The sequence below is a fragment of the Enterococcus sp. 12F9_DIV0723 genome (assembly GCF_002174375.1).
Lineage (GTDB): Bacteria > Bacillota > Bacilli > Lactobacillales > Enterococcaceae > Enterococcus_A > Enterococcus_A gilvus.
In genome coordinates, this window is record NZ_NIBK01000001.1 from 549,291 (window position 1) to 566,494 (window position 17,204).

General features: G+C 45.8%; 19 protein-coding genes. 16 read left to right on the top strand and 3 right to left on the bottom strand.

Features of this window, described 5'->3' with window-relative positions:
* Window positions 1-54 precede the first annotated feature (54 nt).
* From A5868_RS02790 to A5868_RS02830, 9 genes are all read left to right on the top strand, one after another.
* Window positions 55-375, top strand: a complete 321-nt coding sequence (locus tag A5868_RS02790; RefSeq protein ID WP_086306150.1) for a hypothetical protein — start codon at window positions 55-57, stop codon at window positions 373-375.
* A gap of 139 nt (window positions 376-514) precedes the next feature.
* On the top strand, window positions 515-1,351 hold the full coding sequence (gene msrA / locus A5868_RS02795; RefSeq protein WP_086306151.1) for a peptide-methionine (S)-S-oxide reductase MsrA: 837 nt from the start codon (window positions 515-517) through the stop codon (window positions 1,349-1,351).
* An 86-nt stretch (window positions 1,352-1,437) separates the two neighbouring features.
* Window positions 1,438-1,623, top strand: a complete 186-nt coding sequence (locus A5868_RS02800) for a hypothetical protein (RefSeq protein WP_086306152.1) — start codon at window positions 1,438-1,440, stop codon at window positions 1,621-1,623.
* A 135-nt stretch (window positions 1,624-1,758) separates the two neighbouring features.
* Window positions 1,759-2,481, top strand: a complete 723-nt coding sequence (locus tag A5868_RS02805) for an AAA family ATPase (protein WP_086306153.1) — start codon at window positions 1,759-1,761, stop codon at window positions 2,479-2,481.
* Window positions 2,482-2,562: 81 nt separating this feature from the next.
* A complete protein-coding gene (locus A5868_RS02810; protein ID WP_086306154.1) occupies window positions 2,563-3,213 on the top strand; it encodes a DUF998 domain-containing protein in 651 nt (216 codons plus the stop codon).
* A gap of 111 nt (window positions 3,214-3,324) precedes the next feature.
* The gene (locus A5868_RS02815) at window positions 3,325-4,437 is read left to right on the top strand and encodes a hypothetical protein (RefSeq protein ID WP_086306155.1); all 1,113 of its coding nucleotides are present in this window, start codon (window positions 3,325-3,327) and stop codon (window positions 4,435-4,437) included.
* A 115-nt stretch (window positions 4,438-4,552) separates the two neighbouring features.
* On the top strand, window positions 4,553-5,245 hold the full coding sequence (locus A5868_RS02820; protein WP_086306156.1) for an aspartate/glutamate racemase family protein: 693 nt from the start codon (window positions 4,553-4,555) through the stop codon (window positions 5,243-5,245).
* Window positions 5,246-5,254: 9 nt separating this feature from the next.
* Entirely contained in the window at window positions 5,255-6,484 is a 1,230-nt protein-coding gene (locus A5868_RS02825) for a glycosyltransferase (protein WP_086306157.1), read from the top strand.
* Window positions 6,485-6,731: 247 nt separating this feature from the next.
* Window positions 6,732-7,892, top strand: a complete 1,161-nt coding sequence (locus tag A5868_RS02830) for a hypothetical protein (protein WP_086306158.1) — start codon at window positions 6,732-6,734, stop codon at window positions 7,890-7,892.
* A 43-nt stretch (window positions 7,893-7,935) separates the two neighbouring features.
* On the opposite strand, the gene A5868_RS02835 is transcribed toward A5868_RS02830, so the two are convergent.
* Window positions 7,936-9,282 carry a PTS sugar transporter subunit IIC gene (locus A5868_RS02835; RefSeq protein WP_086306159.1) on the bottom strand — a complete coding sequence of 449 codons (1,347 nt, stop codon included), beginning with the start codon at window positions 9,280-9,282 and terminating at the stop codon, window positions 7,936-7,938.
* A gap of 191 nt (window positions 9,283-9,473) precedes the next feature.
* On the bottom strand, window positions 9,474-10,187 hold the full coding sequence (locus A5868_RS02840; protein WP_086306160.1) for a GntR family transcriptional regulator: 714 nt from the start codon (window positions 10,185-10,187) through the stop codon (window positions 9,474-9,476).
* 182 nt (window positions 10,188-10,369) lie between these two features.
* On the opposite strand from A5868_RS02840, the gene A5868_RS02845 reads away from it, so the two are divergent.
* The 5 genes from A5868_RS02845 to A5868_RS02865 all read left to right on the top strand — a co-directional run bounded on the left by A5868_RS02845 (window position 10,370) and on the right by A5868_RS02865 (window position 14,196).
* Window positions 10,370-11,788 (top strand): glycoside hydrolase family 1 protein, encoded by a 1,419-nt coding sequence (locus tag A5868_RS02845; RefSeq protein ID WP_086306161.1) that lies wholly within the window; start codon window positions 10,370-10,372, stop codon window positions 11,786-11,788.
* A 132-nt stretch (window positions 11,789-11,920) separates the two neighbouring features.
* Entirely contained in the window at window positions 11,921-12,796 is an 876-nt protein-coding gene (locus tag A5868_RS02850; RefSeq protein ID WP_086306162.1) for an ROK family protein, read from the top strand.
* Between the two features lie 72 nt (window positions 12,797-12,868).
* Window positions 12,869-13,156: a type II toxin-antitoxin system RelB/DinJ family antitoxin gene (locus A5868_RS02855; RefSeq protein ID WP_086306163.1), complete on the top strand. Its 288-nt coding sequence runs from the start codon at window positions 12,869-12,871 to the stop codon at window positions 13,154-13,156.
* On the top strand, window positions 13,149-13,484 hold the full coding sequence (locus A5868_RS02860) for a type II toxin-antitoxin system PemK/MazF family toxin (RefSeq protein WP_217867334.1): 336 nt from the start codon (window positions 13,149-13,151) through the stop codon (window positions 13,482-13,484). The genes A5868_RS02855 and A5868_RS02860 overlap by 8 nt, the downstream gene beginning before the upstream one ends.
* A 139-nt stretch (window positions 13,485-13,623) precedes the next feature.
* Entirely contained in the window at window positions 13,624-14,196 is a 573-nt protein-coding gene (locus tag A5868_RS02865) for an isochorismatase family protein (protein WP_086306165.1), read from the top strand.
* A gap of 29 nt (window positions 14,197-14,225) precedes the next feature.
* Here the strand turns inward: A5868_RS02865 and A5868_RS02870 are convergent, their stop codons facing one another.
* Window positions 14,226-16,160, bottom strand: a complete 1,935-nt coding sequence (locus tag A5868_RS02870; RefSeq protein ID WP_086306166.1) for a BglG family transcription antiterminator — start codon at window positions 16,158-16,160, stop codon at window positions 14,226-14,228.
* Window positions 16,161-16,416: 256 nt separating this feature from the next.
* Between A5868_RS02870 and A5868_RS02875 the strand changes: the two genes are divergently transcribed.
* Both A5868_RS02875 and A5868_RS02880 read left to right on the top strand, forming a co-directional pair.
* On the top strand, window positions 16,417-16,878 hold the full coding sequence (locus A5868_RS02875; RefSeq protein WP_010781802.1) for a PTS sugar transporter subunit IIA: 462 nt from the start codon (window positions 16,417-16,419) through the stop codon (window positions 16,876-16,878).
* Complete coding sequence (locus A5868_RS02880; protein ID WP_010781801.1) at window positions 16,875-17,198, top strand: PTS fructose transporter subunit IIB; 324 nt, start codon at window positions 16,875-16,877, stop codon at window positions 17,196-17,198. The genes A5868_RS02875 and A5868_RS02880 overlap by 4 nt, the downstream gene beginning before the upstream one ends.
* Window positions 17,199-17,204 lie beyond the last annotated feature (6 nt).

A 17,204-nucleotide genomic window follows, 5' to 3' on the forward strand; every position in this document is an offset into this window, starting at 1 on the left:
TCCTTGAGTCTTCCAACGTTTCCGAGGATAATCATAGAAAAAGGACTGAAGACTATGAGTAAACGTGTGGTATGGGTGTGGTCATTCAACAATCATCAGCAAAAAGTGAGTTTACCCAATGGGATGAGTGCCTTGCTGTGGCCGAACAAATTTCAAAAAGAGATGAGGGACTTGCTAGCTCCTGAATGGACGATCGAATTTATCAGTGATGATCTTTCGGAGCCGCTGCCCAAAGCCGAGGTGGTCGTGATTCCTCGAACCAGCAAGGACTTCTATACGGAACGGGCAAAAAACGCCAACGTAGTATGGATCACGGGAAATGAAGTGGCAACGCACGACCTTGAAGGAATCAAGAAAAAAATAATCGAAGCATAAAAAGGCGGGTTCTAATGCAGCCCTCCCCAGAAGAAAACAGCTTGTAGACGTCAGGCCGATCAAACGATTCGATTATTCGACGCAATTGTGGTAAATTGCAGTTGATTTTAGCAGACGAATAAGCGAGGGGGACAAGCGGATGGCGGCATCACAGGAAGAAGTATTGGGAAAAATCTATAACTTGATTCTAAATCCCCACACCCGCGAATGGGAACGCTATTTATTGACGAAGGCAAAGGATGCGTTGGAGAATAGTGGGAATTTCAAAGAGCAAATAGCCAAACTGGAAGCAGAGCTGCGTCCATTGGCAACGCGAAATAATTTGACGCCGGATGTGACGGACTTTTATCAAGAAATCACAGGTCAAGAAAGAGCTAGCGGTCTAGCGGAGGACGCCGCGCATCTGGTGACCGATCCCTCCAATCAGGAACGGGCGATTTTTGCTGGCGGCTGCTTCTGGTGCATGGTCGAGCCCTTCGAGACGCACCCGGGGATCGTTTCGGTTTTATCTGGTTATACTGGCGGAACGCTGGAACATCCGAGCTATGATCAAGTGAGCAGCGGCGCGACCGGACACGTGGAAGCGGTGGAGATCATTTTTGATACACGGATCGTCAGTTACCAGGAGCTGATCGCTCTTTATTGGCAGATCACGGACCCGACAGATGATGGGGGACAATTTCAAGACAGAGGGGCACAATACCGTCCGATCATTTTTGTAACGAATGCGTCTCAACGACGAATTGCGGAAGAGACAAAGCAGGCAGTGAAAGACTCTGACCGATACAGCAAACCGATCGTGACCGAGATCCGAGACGCGGCGACCTTTTGGCCAGCAGAAAATTACCACCAGCAGTTTTACAAAAAACAACCAAAGCGGTACAAAGCGATCGAGCGGGAACGGCGGCAATTCCTGAAGTATCAACAACTAAAAGGAACGCTTCGGACTGGATTGCGAAGGAGCAAGGATACATGATCGCGCAGTTACGGCTACAATAAAAAACGTTTCACCCTTTTTGGCGTAACTTTTATATGAAACAAAAACCAGAAAGGGTGAGTAAGATGTTAATGGTATTGTTGGTACTATCTGCCGCAGGTTTAGTCCTATCGTTTTGGATGAATGTGCTAGTAAAGAACAAGGCGAATAGACTGTATGGCTGGTTAGCGGTCCTTCAAGGTGCGTGCTTAGGCGGGATGTTCGGTCTGTTGCTTGTTCTAGTACTTTTGGGGGCTGTATTGACCAGATAAGCAGTTGGCACGTATGCCTATTGAAGAAAGCTGTGATCTTTTCTATTGGGAAAGATCACAGTTTTTTTGTGCTGGATTAATGATACACTGTTTCATAGCAAAGCAAGTGATCAGCCAGATAGAAAGGAGCAGCGAATGTTTGTACATGAATTGAAACTGTCCGAAAGGGAGGCGTCTACAGGCTACCCCTTCGATGTTTTTGCGATTCAGGAGATTTCTCGTAAGGGAGGATTGTCCTTTCAGCGCCCGGTCACGTTTTTATCAGGAGACAACGGAACAGGAAAATCGACTCTTTTAGAGGCGATCGCTGTGGCGTACGGGATCAATCCAGAGGGCGGGAGTGAAAACTTCAACTTCAGCACCGTGGCGACCCATTCGGATCTAGGCGAACATGTTCGATTGGTGAGAAAGGGAAACGTGCCAAAGACAAAATATTTCTTGCGTTCGGAGACCTATTACAATGTAGCTTCAGAGATAGAGGCATTGGGCAGAGAAGGCTATAACTCCTATGGTGGACAGTCCCTTCATACCCGCTCTCACGGCGAAGGACTCCTGTCGATCATTCAACATCGCTTTGGCAATGAAGGGTTTTATTTGCTGGACGAGCCTGAGGCAGGTCTTGCCACGAGTCGCCAATTCACGTTGCTGCAGGAGATCGATCGTCTGGTTCAAGGAGGCAGTCAGTTGATCATCGCGACGCATTCGCCGATCTTGATGGCTTATCCTGACGCAGTGATCTATCAATTTTCAGACGCTGGCTTGGAGGAAGTTTCTTTAGAGAAAACCATTGCCTTTAACGAGACCAAGCTCTTTTACGACGACCCAAAACGGATGCTCCACTACCTGCTGGATCAATAACAGTCAGGAGGCTTTCTTTTCCACCAACAGCCATTCAATGCTACACTAAAGGCAGCAAAGAGATAGAAAGAAGGACACTTTTTGAAAAAATACGGGTTTCATTTTTTACTGGCGGGAGTCCTCGCCGATTTTTTGACACCGTACGTACTCGGTCTTTTTTATCCGTCACTGAATCAGATGACGGCTGTCATGAGTCTTTTTGGAGATGTAGACAGTCCAGTTCGTGAAGCCTTTCTGATCTGGTCCGTCGTGGCCGGCTGCTTGTACACCTTGTCCTTGCCAGCTATTTACACGACGCTGAAAAAAACGTCCAAGACCCTTGCCGGTCTCGCCGCCGCAGCGATTGGTTCTTACGGGATCGGGGACTGTATCTTTACAGGCTTGTTCAGTGTTGATTCAGCAGACGCTCATTGGAACCTCTCCACGTGGGTCCACAATATCGGATCAGGGATCGGATACGCGGGCTTTTTGATTTTCCCCTTCGTCTTATATCTGATCTACAGAAAGCAAGCGAATCGCTCCGCAAGTCGGCGCTATTTACTTCTTTTCCTGCTGAGTCTGCTAGTAGCCGCCATCTATGGCTTGGCACGCATCCCGCAGCTCAACCAATTCGTTGTCTTCCAGCAATTAGGCTTTTGGCAACGACTAAGTTTTGTCTTTAATTATTTACCGATCGTTTTGTTTTGCTGGCAGAATTTGAATAGACGCCGCGAAGCGAAGGAGAGACAATAAAAAAATAGGTACTTTTAGTTGGAAACGTTTGAATAAAAAGGGCAAGACGACTATGATTAAGAAAAGCTTTTTGTTGGAGAAAGAATATCCCCTCGTAAAGGAGAGAATAAGATGAAAAAGTTTAGAGTGATAATAGGATTGGCCTTCGCTTTGGTCCTTTTTGCCGGGTGTAAAAAGCCGACTCAGGATGAATTTTCTGAGGCACTGGCGGAACAAAGCAAAATGAATGCGGGCAACTATTCTCTGGTGATCGACAATGTCGAGATCAAGGGCGGCGATGAAGCAGATGCCCCTGCGCGAGCATCGATGGAGATGGCAGCTAAAATGATCAATGGAACGAAAATCTCTGGAGAATATCTCAAGGATGACGAGAAAGAATTGCTTGAGATGTCGATGAATGTTGAGCTGTTGGGTCAAAAGGTTCCAGTGAAATTCTTCATGGATCAAAAGAAAAAATCATTGTATATGAGTACCGAGATGTTGTCTGAGATCAGTCAGATCGCGAAAGAATTTGGCTCTGAGGCGCCGATCAATGAAAGTGACCTTCAGAAGCTGAAGGGGAAATATATCCATATCGAAGAGAAGGACTTGGAGGACAAAGGGGCCAACAAGGCGAATACGGATGTGGTCAGCGGAGGGTTCAATTCGAAGCTCTTTAGAGAGTACGCGGAAACCTTGGACTCTGATTCTTTTGAGAAAAAGGACGACACGATCACACGGACCTTTACCAAGAAGGATATCCAAGGGTTCATCAAATATGCCAAAGAAAACGGCAATGCCGATGAGAAGAAAACGGCTAAAGACTTGGAGAAAAAGCTTGATGACCTAACCAAGTACGAGCAAACGGTCACCATCGACACAAAGAAAAATACGCAAAAAACAACGTTGAAGCTAGCAGCTAAGAACAATGGGATCACTGTATCTGCGGATGTGAAGATCGAGAATCAAGCGAAAAATTCGGACAAGAGCGTTACACTTCCGAAAAAAGCCGACACGGTCTCGACCGAAGAAGTGGAAAAAATCTTTTCTACGACAAAAGAAGAGAGTTCCCTCATTTCAGATGAAGACTTCAATGATTTGCTTGAGGCCATCCGAAGTGGGCAAACACAATTAACACAAACTCAGATCGACCAGCTCAAACGGACCTACAAACCGTATTTAACAGAAGAACAATACAAACAGTTAGAAGAAGCCTTGGATCAATCCATGCAGATGTCTGCTTGATCCAGAAAGTCCGATCCTTCGAAGGATCGGGCTTTTTTTTGCGACTGAAAAAATAGGATCAGCGGCCTGTTTCTTGCTATAATGAAGAAATAATTATAAAAGAAGAGGTGGCAGGATGAAAACGATTGGATTACTGGGTGGCATGAGCTGGGAGAGCACGGTGACTTATTATACGCGGATCAACGAATTGATGAATGAAACCCTTGGAGGACTGCATTCAGCAAAGATCAAATTGGCAAGTGTGGATTTTGAAGAGATCGAACGGTGTCAGGCAGCGAATGAATGGGAAAAAAGCGGTGAGATCCTGGGCAAAGAGGCCCAACGTTTGGAGCAGGCAGGCGCTGACTTTTTGGTTATATGCACCAATACGATGCATAAAGTCGCGCCGCAGATCGCCGACTATTTAACGATTCCAATTTTGCATATCGCAGATGCGACGATTGCTGAATTACAGGTGAAGGGAATCAAAAAGGTAGCTTTGTTAGGGACGAAATATACAATGACGCAGGATTTTTACAAAAAGCGGCTTATCGATAGCGGAATGGAGGTATGGATTCCGAATGAGGCGGAGATCGACACGATGAATCAGATTATCTTCGAGGAGCTGTGTCATGGAAAGATCGTGTCTGAATCGAAGGCCATGTTCGTTTCAGTGATAGAGGAAGCGATCGCGGCGGGAGCAGAAGGGGTGATTTTGGGCTGCACCGAGATCGGCTTGTTGATCCAGCAAGCGGATGCAGCGATCCCTGTATTTGATACGACGGAGATCCATTCTCAAAAGGCCGTCGAGCAAGCGCTGGCTGAGTAAGGGAAATCGATGGTAAAGACGATTCTTTTTGCACCAGCCACATTCAATTTAGCAGAGACGACCCGCATGATCGAGATCGCGAAGGTGCTGCGTCAGGAATATAACTGTATATTTTGCGGGTTTTCCGAAAGGTATTCACCGCTGATCCAAGAGGTCGGCTTTGAGTGTTCTTTGCTGAGCCCTAAATGGACGACTCAGCAAGAAGCAGCGATCATGGCCTTCGATCAGGGAAAGAGCTTGAAAAATCCTTTCACAGAAACGATCGTCGCTGAACGTGTGGCAAGTGAAGGGAGGCTGATCCAGCAGACGGCGCCTTCGGTCATTGTGACCGGCAGCAATGTCACCATCTTCTTGTCGGCTCGGATCAAGGAGATTCCTCTCGTTTATGTAAAACCCGTGGCGCTGTCCCGTCCGCATATGAATCATAGGCCGGCTTGTGTGATCCCCAGCCAACTGAAGAAGACGTACCTTCCAGGGAAGCTTCTTTGGCATGGCTTTCTTGAAGTGTCGCAGCGGCTGACGTGGAAACCTAGAGCCTTCAAAAAAGTGGCTCAACACTACGACCTAAAATTGCCTAAATATACATTGGAGATGCTGGATGGCGACCTGAATTTGATCACGACCCTGCCCGCCTTCACGGCAGAGCTGGGTTTTCCCGCTAATTATCGTTCTGTCGGTCCGATATACGCCCATTTGCCTTATGAAATCCCCGAGCGCGCCCTTCAAGTGATCGAGACAGCCCGTAGAAAGAAGAAGCAAGTAGTGTATTTTGCGATGGGCAGTTCGGGCGAGCGTTCGCTGATTGAAAAGATGCTGCGCTACTTTGAAACGACTGAATTTGAAGTGATCGCGCCGATCAAAAGCTATCTTGAAGACACGCCTACCGCCCGCAACATCCATGTGTTTGATTGGCTGCCGGCGTTTGAATTATCGAAGCACGTTGATTTTTCGGTGATCCACGGCGGAGAGGGAACCGTGCAGACCGCCTGCGCTTCTGGAAAACCCTTTGTCGGCATCGGCTTGCAGTATGAACAAGAAGTCAATGTCGCCTACTGTGAAGCCTTTGGCAACGCCATCGCGCTTCCGCCTAATCGCTTGACCCCTCAAACATTGGATCACTGCATCCGTCGTTTGAGTACCTGTGAGGTGCAAGAAAAAGCACGAGAGATGCAGCAGTTGATGACGCACGCAAAAGGAGCCCAGAACGCCGCAGAGGAAATCAAACAGACCTATTTATAAGACAGCAAATTTTTTATTTTTTATATAAATAACGAAATATCTTTTATATGGCATCCTTGGCTGAGAAAGCGTATAATCAATAATAATGAAAAATATTATTATTTAAACAGAATAATCGTATGCACAAGGGGATATAAGCAGCAGAGAACGTTTTTCTTCATAATAAAAATGGGAAGCAGGTGTTTATTGTTTCGTGAGTTGATTGGTAGGACCAAATGAAAAATCAAACGTGAAGGAGAAAAGGATCATGAAGAAATGGGTAGCGAAATTTTTTGTCGCATCAGCAGTCTTGATTGGCGGTTCGATGCTCGTCCATGCTGAAAATGCAGAGGCAGGAACCTTGTTAAGGGTCTATAACCCGAATTCAGGGGAACATCATTACACAGAAAATACGAACGAGCGGAATCATTTAGTCAAAGTGGGTTGGCGCAATGAAGGCACTGCGTGGGAGACACCGGCAAAAGGGGCGGCTGTTTATCGGCTGTACAACCCGAACAACGGCGGTGATCACCATTACACGGTGAACGCAAACGAGAAAAATCACTTAGTCAAAGTCGGCTGGCGCTACGAAGGAATCTCGTGGCAGTCTGGCGGGAACATTCCTGTGTACCGACTCTACAATCCGAATGCGAAGACCGGTACACACCATTACACGCTGCATGCGTATGAAAAAGACCATCTGGTAAAGGTGGGCTGGCGGTATGAAGGCGTCGGCTTCTATTCGACAAAGGCGTCTACTGGAAATCCCGGCGGCGGCAACTCGAACCAAGGCGTTCCTCCTAGAAAAGTCGATGTGAACATCACGGGTGTCGGCGGCGTTGAACAAGGACAGCCAGGATCGTATCGCTATTTGTATTCTAACAAGCCCTTCGATCAAGCCAATCTAGGCGGCAATGCGACAGTGGACTTTTCAGCAGATGTGGCGATGACAGGGAACAAGAGCGACTATGAAACACAATTCGTGATCGCCGGAAATGGAAAAGCTTGCGGTCAGATCGGGATCAGCCTTCATTATCAAGCAGGCTCGGATGCGAACTTTGCCCAAGGCCGGATCAATACGACCAATATCAATTTCCCAGCAAATTCAGGCGTGACGGGTCAACAGTATTACTCAGTCAATACGAACGCACCGCGGATCAACAATGGGCAATCGGTCCATTTACGCGTGAAATATTTTGCTTCTGGCTATATGCAGACATTTGTGAACAACAAGCTGGTCGGTCAATATAAAACCACCTTGAGCCCTGGCGGCGGCGCGTACATTTTGCATGATACGACGAATACGCCAGTCAAGATTCGCAATTTGAAGGTCTTGAGAAATGGGGCCGATGTAACCAACAAAGGCTTCCCATCCTTCAAAGGCACGTCCTTTGACTTCTCAAACGGCTCGATATCTGGCGCTTATTAAACAAAAAAGACGATCCCCAACAAAAGGGGATCGCTTTTTTTGTTTATTGTTTAGCTGTTTCTGCTTCTGTCTGTGCCATTTTCGCGGTGACGTGTTCATCAATGCGTAAGAAGGGCAAGTAGATGAAGACGCTGACGGCGATGATCAGTACTTGCAGGACAGAGGCACGCCAATCGCCGCCAGTTGCTAAGAAACCAGAGATGATCGGCGGGGTCGTCCAAGGGATCTGAACGACGACATGATTGATCAACCCAGCGGCAGTCGCAAAATAAGCAGTGACCAATGAGAAGATCGGTGCTAGGACAAATGGAATGATCAGACTTAGATTAAAGACGATCGGCAATCCGAAGATGATCGGCTCGCTGATATTGAAAATAGCTGGCGTCACAGACAGCTTCGCAAAGTCTTTGTAATCCTTCCGGCGACTGAAAATAAAGATCGCGATCAATAAAGCGATCGTATTTCCAGAACCGCCCATTACAGCAAAAGTATCTTTAAAGGCCATGTTGATGATGTGAGGAATCTCCTCTTTGTTTGCGTAAGCCGCCATATTTTCCTGCATGTTTTGCAGCAAGAACGGGTCAAGCAATGAACCTGAGATCACGGCTTGGTGGATTCCGAAGCCGAAGAACAGATTCGCGATCGACGTAATCAAGACGAATCCCGGCAAACCAGTCGTTACATGACTCAATGGCCCTGTGATCGCTTTGGTGATCAGACCGTTTACGTCCATGTTGAACAATTGATTGACTGCAAAAGACAAAATCGCAAAGCCTGTGACCGTGATCATGATCGGGATCAGTACGTTGAAGGACTTCAAGACGGCTGGTGGAATATTTCCAGACAATTTGATCTGCAATTTTTCATTGGTGGACAATTTAATAAAGAGTTCTGTTGCCAATAACCCAACAAAGATCCCTACGAACATTCCAGATGCTCCGGTGTATGAACCCGGGATCACCCCGGTCACTTCGATTGCTTTTGTCGCGTTTTCAGGCGTGAACATCATTTTCATCGGTGTCAACACCATAAATGTTGAGATGGATACTAAGACGGCTGCAATATGATTGGTATAATTTCTGCTGACACACATATGATAAGAAACTGCAGCGACGACCAATATCGTTGTGATACTCAATGTCCCGTTGGCGATAGATATACCGATTTCCTGAACTTTCGTCAGGGTAGCGGGGTTGACGATTTTCCCCATAAATCCTGTCGGCTCTAAAATGACGTAGTTGATCAACGTCACGAAGCCGGCGAGCATCATGAACGGCATAAATGTCGCAAAAGCGTCACGTAATGTCCGCATGTGGATCTGATTGCCCAATTTTGTCGCGATGATGCCAAAGCGTTCAAAAATTTGTTCCTTTTTGTTTTTGTTCTCCACGATAGATTCTCCTTTTTGTGTTTTCAATACTAGAGCAGTTCTGACCCAGTACCCTTAGAAAAATTAGTGTAAGCACTTACCTTGATTAAATAATAAAACGGATTCACGTAAAAGTAAACAACTTTTTTTAAAAATATATACTTTTATCGAAGTAGACAGAAAAAAAGAGCTGAAAGACTCAGCTCTTCCGATTAGTTTTCCATAAATACGGCTTCAAAAATAAAGTCTTGATACAAATGGCGAGTGATTGAATATTCAAAAGGAGTGCCATTGGCTAAAGAAACACTTTTTTCAATCTCGATCATGAAGTCCCCAGCATTGATCCCTAAGATTTTCGCATCGAAGGCGTTTGCCAAAACCCCCTTCATCCATACATGAGAAGCATTGATCTCTAGATGGAGCTCGTCTCGGATATAGGAATAGACCGATTTTTTGAGATGCTTCGGTTCCAGTCCTGGAATGATTGAGAGGGGCATGAAGGTTTGCTCCAAGGAATACGGCTTCTGATCCACAAAACGACTGCGGACGATGTTGTAGACATAATCCTTTTCGCTCAACTGCAAGCTTTCCGCGACTTTTTTAGAAGGCAGCTCGATAGAAAAGGTATGGATCTCTGAATCAACATGTTCTTCTCCTACGACGCTCATCAGACCTTCACTAGGGCCAAAGACCTTTGAATTGTCGATCGGTTTGCGGAGTACTTCGGTGCCAAATCCGCTGCGACTATGGAGGACGCCTTCAGAGACGAGCATATCCAGGCCCTTTTTAACCGTCAGCTTGCTGGTGTCGTAGTGTTCAGCCAACTCCGCACCAGAAGGCAATTTTTCTCCGATCGCATAAGTCCCGTCCTCGACCTTGCGTTTTACATCTAAGTAGATTTCCATATATTTTGCGTTCTTTTTCATTTCAACCTCCTTGTTCCCAGTAAAAGATATAAATAATTATATACTTTTATCGGGTTTAAGCAATGCTTTTACGGTGAAAAGAATCCATTTTGTATAAAAGTATATATTTTTAATAAAAAATCTATTTCATTTTATTGTAAGCGATGTTATGATGAAATGGCATTCAACAAGAGGAGGATATTATGAAGACACAACACTTAACATTTCCAAAGGATTTTTGGTGGGGCTCCGCTTGGTCGGCTGAACAATCAGAAGGTCGTGGAGAAACAGGAAAAGCAGAAACCGTGTGGGAGCGCTGGTACAAAGAGCAGCCTTACCGCTTTTATCAAAGAATCAGTTCAGAAACGACGACGGATCATATCCATCGATACAAGGAAGACGTCCAGCTAATGAAACAGACTGGGCATAATTCCTTCCGTGTATCGATCTCATGGGCGCGCATGTTTCCAGCGGATGGCGTTGGGGAAGTCAATCCCAAAGCGATCGCCTTTTACCGCGATCTATTCACAGAGATGACGACAAACGGCATCAAGGTTTTTGCGAACTTGTATCATTTTGATATGCCGGCAGCGCTGCAGGATAAGGGTGGCTGGGAATCACGAGAAGTCGTGGACGCCTATGTGCATTTTGCGGACACGTGCTTTAAAGAGTTCGGGGATCTGGTCTATCATTGGTTCACCTTTAACGAACCGTTGGGCCCCATTTTGGGTTCGTATTTAGAAGACTTTCATTATCCGAATATCATCGATTTCAAGCGCGGGGCGCAGGCTGCACATTTCACCATCTTAGCCCATGCCAAAGCGATCGCCGCTCATAAAAAGCATCAACTAGACAGCAAGATCGGGGTCATCTTGAACTTAAGCCCTACGTTTCCTCGGAGTCAAAACCCAGCAGACGTGAAGGCCGCAGAGATTGCCGATCTGTTCCATGTACGCAGCTTTTTAGATCCAATGGTCAAAGGAATCTACCCAGAAAAACTGATCGCTCTTCTACGGGAATACGACCAGTTGCCTGCGGATTATACAGAAGAAGATCTAGACTGCATCAAAGAAAATACGGCTCAAATCTTAGGCTTGAATTACTATGAGCCAAAACGCGTGAAGGCACGCTTGACCGCGATCAACACAGAAGGCCCGTTTTTACCAGACTGGTTCTTCGAAAACCATGTGATGCCGGGCCGTCGCATGAATGAATACCGCGGTTGGGAAATCTATGAAAAAGGCATCCATGATCTCTGTATGGATATCAAAGACAATTACGGCAATATCGAGGCCTTCATTTCTGAGAACGGCATGGGCGTTGCCAACGAAGAACGCTTCATGGATGAGCAAGGGCAAGTCATCGATGACTATCGGATCGAATACATTCAAGACCACTTAGCCTATCTATGGAAAGCAATCGAAGACGGCTGCAACATCAAAGGCTACCATTTGTGGACCTTCATTGACTGCTGGTCATGGATCAACGCCTATAAGAATCGCTATGGCCTAGTGTCGCTTGATCTGAAAACACAAAAACGCACCATCAAGAAAAGCGGCGAGTTTTATAAAAAACTCAGCGACGAAAACGGCTTTTCCTATGATGTGGATCGCTTAGTATAAATTGACAAACAAAACCAATCGGCAGCGATTGGTTTTTTTGTTGGAATTTGTTTTTTCGCAGATGGAAAAGATTGCTCTGAGGGTAAGACTCCGATAAAATTTGAGCTAGAAAGATACAGGAGGCGTAAACCAATGACCCAAAAACTATTAGCCATCGATATCGGCGGCTCGTCCGTGAAAGCTGGAATATGGGAACAGGAACAATTGACGGAGCTGCCCAGCTTTGCTACCCCGAAAATATGGGAAGAAATGAAAGCGTATTTAAAATCGTTGGTGGAAGACTATGAGATCACCGAGGGTGTCGCGATCAGTGCCCCAGGAGCAGTGGATGCAGACGAGGGTGTCATCTATGGGGTGAGTGCGGTGGCGTATCTCCATCGCTTTCCGATAAAAAAAGAATTGGCAGCCTTTTTAGGAATGCCTGTCTCCTTTCAAAACGATGCCAATTGTGCCGCATTAGCTGAAATCTGGCAAGGCAATGGGAAAGGGCTGGAATCGGTCGCATTGATGATCATCGGCACGGGGATCGGCGGCGGTATCGCATTGAATGGAAAGCTGCGAACAGGCGCGCATTTGTTTGGCTGCGAATTTGGCTATCAGATATTGAACTACGATACGTTGGAGACCTTGAGCGAGTTAGGGAGCCCTGTGATGATGGCGAAACGTTACTCGAAAATCAAAGCAGACGGCAAAAAATATACCAGCAAAGATGTTTTTGAGTTCGCAGCAGCGGGAGAAGCGTTGGCACAAGAACAAATCGAGCGCTTTTATCAGGCGATAAGCATGGGCATCTATAATGTGTTGATTTCGTTAGACCCTGACCGTGTGCTGATCGGCGGCGGCATTTCGACACGGGACGATTTATTGCCGAACCTCGAAGTACGCGTACAGCACTTATTGACAAAAAATGGCGCGAAGGAGTTATCAGCCGACATTATGCCCTGTAGGTTTTTGGATCAAGCCAATTTGATTGGGGCGATCTATCAGTTCTTGACTGAGCGAGAGTGAATTCGCTTTTTTTCTTAAAGTATTCAAAAATTATACTACTGGTAGTATAATGGGAGTGTGAGGTGATTCATAATGGAAGTGAAAAATAAACATAATGAAAAGAAGAAAGTGCAGGTCAATATTGATAAAGAACTAGCACAAGAAGTAGAAATTGTTTTAGAGGATTTAGGAATGAATCCAACAGTACTGATCACAGCATTATACAAAAGAGTCGCTGCACAAGGCGAAGTGCCCTTTTCACTTGCATTGACTGAACGGGAAAAAGCCAAAAACCGACTAGCCAAGGCTGTAGACAAAGTGCCGACAAAACAGTTTCGTAGTATGGACGAAATAGCCAATTGGTTGGACGATGATGATTAGACAAAATGATGTACTCATCCTCTACATACCCTTTAACGATGCTGCTGGAAGAGGGAAGATGCGTCCCGCACTCTTTGTGCAACGGACGCACTCAGGAGTGAAAGTATTTCGGATCACTTCGAAATACGCGACGAAATCAGCTAAAATTCAGAAACGATATTACAAGATCAAAGACTGGAAAGAAGCGGGGCTAAACAAGCCGTCGTGGATAGATATTGGCGAGTCAGCAAGTTTTGATCTGGAAAATTTTAGCCCAAAGAAAATCGGGACATTATCCACAAAGGATATAAACTCGTTGGCAGAATTTATCGAAAAGTATACAGATTGAAAACAAGTGCGCGGAAAATTTTTCTGGGCGCTTGTTTATTGTTTTGTGTGACTCCTTTTTTGTTTATGTTTTGAAAAATTTGGCAGAAAAAGAGATAATGGCAAAAGTATGTCAGCTTTAGAAAGCGAGTGTTTGTTTGATGAAGGAATTAGAGTTAGCAAAAACGGCGTTAGTTGTGATCGATCTGCAAAAAGGCATTATGGGGACTGGTGAGCTGCAGCCGTATTCTGCGTCAGAGGTAGTAGAAAAAAACAATCAATTAGCCGCAGCGATGAAAAATACGGCAGGCTGGGTGACCCTCGTGACTGTCGATCCCACCACGATGCAGCTATTGAACCCTGAAGGTGGCGGGAAGACCTACGCGGATATTCCGTCTGTATTTACAGAGTCTGTAATGCCGATCGCGCAGGATGCGGATGCGAAAAATGTTCTTAAGATCATGAAGCATAATCCAGGCGCCTTCTTTGGGACCGATTTGGATGTGCAACTGCGGCGGCGAAAGGTGGATACGATCCTGCTGACTGGCGTAGCCACGACGAATGGCGTGTATGCGACAGCTTTGGATGCCTACCAACACGGTTACAAAGTCATCATCATAGAAGATGCCTGCGCCGATCGCGACGCGGAGCTGCATCGCATCTTTTTTGATAAATTATTTGTGAAGCTAGGACAAGTCGCTTCGACAGCAGATGTGCTGAAGGCATTGAACTAAAAAGGAGCGGGGAATTTTCCCCGCTCCTTTTATAATGTCTTGATTTGTGTTAAAAAATGGGGATAATCGCTTTGCTGCAAGAGGGCTTGTTGGATCTCTTCTCGTTCCATAAACTCTAGTATCAGGCTATAGATTTCTTCGGTATCTTCGTAATCTTCTTTGCTTATGGCAAAAAGGAAGACGAATTTTACCAGATCTCCGTTTCCCCAATCAACCCCGTTTGGAATGACTGCGACGGCAACGGCGGATTGTTTGGCTAGGAGCGACATCGGGTGAGGGATCGCCAACCATTCGTTGATATTGGTTTGGTTGATTGCCTCACGCTTCATGATGCTGCCGTGGAAGGAAGCAGGCACGTAGCCTTTATCCACGAGCTGTTGGGTCATTTTTTTCAGCAATCGTTCTTTGTTTTCGACATCTCCGTGGAAATAGAAGGCCTCTTGAAACAAGGAAAAAATCTCGCCGTTTGCTTCATCAAAGCGTTGGATGAAGGGTTCGATCTTGCCGATCTCCTTATCTAAGGTCGCCATATTGATGTAGATGTGGGGCACACTCAATTGCTCCAACGGCACTGTCGTAATGACAAAGTCCACCGTTGTCAGGTCGCATTGTTGGAGCTCGACATAGGAGACGCGATCCACGACCTCGATGGTCTCCTGATAGTGCTTCTTGATCTTTGCTTCGATGATTCGACTCATCGCACGACCTGTTCCGCAGACGAGGATCACACGGTATTTTCGATGATGACTAATAGAATTTCTCTCCATTGCGCCGGCAATGTGCAGGGCGATATAGCCGACCTCATCTTGTGAAAAATACAGCCCATGCTTTTTGCCAAGGGTTTCCAGATGTGTCAAACAAAGATCGTAGGCTTGCGGGAACGATTTTTTGATCGTTTCCAGCAACGGATTGCTGCGTCGCGCCTCCATCAGGTTCATATTGATAAAGCCTTCAATGTGGGAAGTCAGATCTTCCACCAGCATTTTGTCTTCGAGCCAATCAAAATTAGAGGTTCGTTTGATGGCATGAAGCAGTTCACTTACGATGGCCTGGGCCGTTTCAGTGGAAGACTTGCTTGTGGATTCTGTTTCGACCAGACGAGGCGCATTCAATGCTAAATAATAGGTGAAGTAATCTTTTTCTCCTTCCGTCAGCTGGACATCGTAGGCGCGGTCGATCTCGTTCAAGAAATGACAAAGCGCCTCTTTGGCATGTCGTTTAAGGGTCGGCACACGTAAAGGAAACTCCGTGATGGGATGTCCAGATAAAAAGCGGCTGAGTGCTAAGGCAAAATGAGAAAGAATATTTTTATGGTAATAATCCGAATCCAACAGCTCTAGCGGTGCGAGATCGTTGAGCTCTAGCGTCTGCAACAAGTCGAGATCAATCGTGTCAAATAACGCCAATTCCATCTCCGTGAAGCCAATTAAATATTCCTGCAGGTCCTTTTCGATCAACAGGTCACTGATGGCTTGCCGCTTCGCGAATTCGTTTCCTAACACTTCAAAACCGATATTTGGGCGATTGATGACTTTTAGCTGATACGTCATCAAATTGTCTCGTGCAGTTTTCAAATAGGAATAAAATGTATTTTTACTAATAAATAGCTGATCTAGAAAGTCATCCAATGATAAAGGGTTTTCATTCTTAAATAGAAGGAAAAGTAAATACGCCTGCCGTTCTTCGCTAGTCGTGAGGAACGAATCGGCGGAGGTCATGCTTTCCTGCCACCATGCGGTGAACTGTTCTTTGGAAAGAACGGTCAGCAAATACCCTTGTCCCCGAACCAATGTCACGGCAGCGCCGACATTGCGCAAGAGATCGTTCAGATTGGCAATATCTGTTCGCACCGTTCGCTCAGAGATAGAGAAGCTTTTGGCTAACTCTTTCATCGGCAGCGGGGTCGTTTGTTTGGCTAATAATTCTAATAGGTCATCTAATCGTTGATAAGCAAGCTTTGACACTTGGTTCACCTCCGGTACTTAACCCAATCATACAATATAGAAGAAAAGATTGAAATCGTTCTGCCGTCCAGCCGTTTTCCAACTAATTTGGCAGTTCATTAGGAAAACGCTTTACTAGTGATTGCCAAATGAGTTGGAAAATGGAAGTGTTTACATCGGTACGCAAAACTCGTAAATTAAACGTGTAAAGAAAAACGAACCACCATTCGTGATCTTGAAAAATAATTTCCCAAACGACGAGAAAGGGGCTTCCTATATGGATTTTAAAGAAGAAAATATTCTATTAGATGTGGCGGTCGCTTCAAAAGAAGAACTCTTTGATGTCATCGCAAATTACGCGTATGACTCAGGGTATGTCGCGAATGCGGCGGATACGAGCGCTGCCTTCAATGAACGAGAGGCAGAATATTCGACGGGATTGCAGGAAGGGTTTGCCATCCCCCATGCAAAAGCAGAGACGGTGTTAGCGCCGACGGTTTTGTTCATTCGTTTAACGAAGGCAATCGAATGGGAGACCTTCGATGATTCCGCAGTGAAAAATGTGTTTGCTTTGATGGTCCCTAAAAAAGACGAAGGAACTGTCCATTTGGAAATGCTGAGTCGATTGGCGACGGCTTTATTGGAGGAAGACTTCATTCAGCAGGTTCAGCAATCAGAGGATAAAACAAAATTAGTAGAAACGATCAAAAAAGAAATGATTGGAGAGAGGATCATATGAAAATCGTAGGAATTTCCGCCTGTCCAGCAGGATTGGCACACACACCTATGGCCGCTAAAGCGTTAGAGAAGGCCGGAGCAAAATTGGGCTATGACGTGAAGATCGAGCAGCAAGGGTCATTAGGGCAGGTCAACAAAATCACCGCAGCCGAAGCACAAGAGGCCGATTTTTTATTACTGGCGACGGATCAAAAAGTCGTTGGGCTGGAACGGTTTGAAGGGAAACCTCAGCTTCGGGTAAATATCAATACCTGTATCAAAGCGCCAGAAGCTGTGTTGAAAAAATGTATCGCTGCTGTTGAGCAAAGACAGGCAAATTAAAGAAAA

What these genes read in the sequence shown, in the direction of transcription:
- A5868_RS02790 (WP_086306150.1), top strand. Translation starts at nt 55, where the DNA reads ATGAGTAAACGTGTGGTATGGGTGTGGTCATTCAACAATCATCAGCAA.
- msrA (WP_086306151.1), top strand. Translation starts at nt 515, where the DNA reads ATGGCGGCATCACAGGAAGAAGTATTGGGAAAAATCTATAACTTGATT.
- A5868_RS02800 (WP_086306152.1), top strand. Translation starts at nt 1,438, where the DNA reads ATGTTAATGGTATTGTTGGTACTATCTGCCGCAGGTTTAGTCCTATCG.
- A5868_RS02805 (WP_086306153.1), top strand. Translation starts at nt 1,759, where the DNA reads ATGTTTGTACATGAATTGAAACTGTCCGAAAGGGAGGCGTCTACAGGC.
- A5868_RS02815 (WP_086306155.1), top strand. Translation starts at nt 3,325, where the DNA reads ATGAAAAAGTTTAGAGTGATAATAGGATTGGCCTTCGCTTTGGTCCTT.
- A5868_RS02820 (WP_086306156.1), top strand. Translation starts at nt 4,553, where the DNA reads ATGAAAACGATTGGATTACTGGGTGGCATGAGCTGGGAGAGCACGGTG.
- A5868_RS02825 (WP_086306157.1), top strand. Translation starts at nt 5,255, where the DNA reads ATGGTAAAGACGATTCTTTTTGCACCAGCCACATTCAATTTAGCAGAG.
- A5868_RS02830 (WP_086306158.1), top strand. Translation starts at nt 6,732, where the DNA reads ATGAAGAAATGGGTAGCGAAATTTTTTGTCGCATCAGCAGTCTTGATT.
- A5868_RS02840 (WP_086306160.1), bottom strand. Translation starts at nt 10,187, where the DNA reads ATGAAAAAGAACGCAAAATATATGGAAATCTACTTAGATGTAAAACGC.
- A5868_RS02845 (WP_086306161.1), top strand. Translation starts at nt 10,370, where the DNA reads ATGAAGACACAACACTTAACATTTCCAAAGGATTTTTGGTGGGGCTCC.
- A5868_RS02850 (WP_086306162.1), top strand. Translation starts at nt 11,921, where the DNA reads ATGACCCAAAAACTATTAGCCATCGATATCGGCGGCTCGTCCGTGAAA.
- A5868_RS02855 (WP_086306163.1), top strand. Translation starts at nt 12,869, where the DNA reads ATGGAAGTGAAAAATAAACATAATGAAAAGAAGAAAGTGCAGGTCAAT.
- A5868_RS02860 (WP_217867334.1), top strand. Translation starts at nt 13,149, where the DNA reads ATGATTAGACAAAATGATGTACTCATCCTCTACATACCCTTTAACGAT.
- A5868_RS02865 (WP_086306165.1), top strand. Translation starts at nt 13,624, where the DNA reads ATGAAGGAATTAGAGTTAGCAAAAACGGCGTTAGTTGTGATCGATCTG.
- A5868_RS02875 (WP_010781802.1), top strand. Translation starts at nt 16,417, where the DNA reads ATGGATTTTAAAGAAGAAAATATTCTATTAGATGTGGCGGTCGCTTCA.
- A5868_RS02880 (WP_010781801.1), top strand. Translation starts at nt 16,875, where the DNA reads ATGAAAATCGTAGGAATTTCCGCCTGTCCAGCAGGATTGGCACACACA.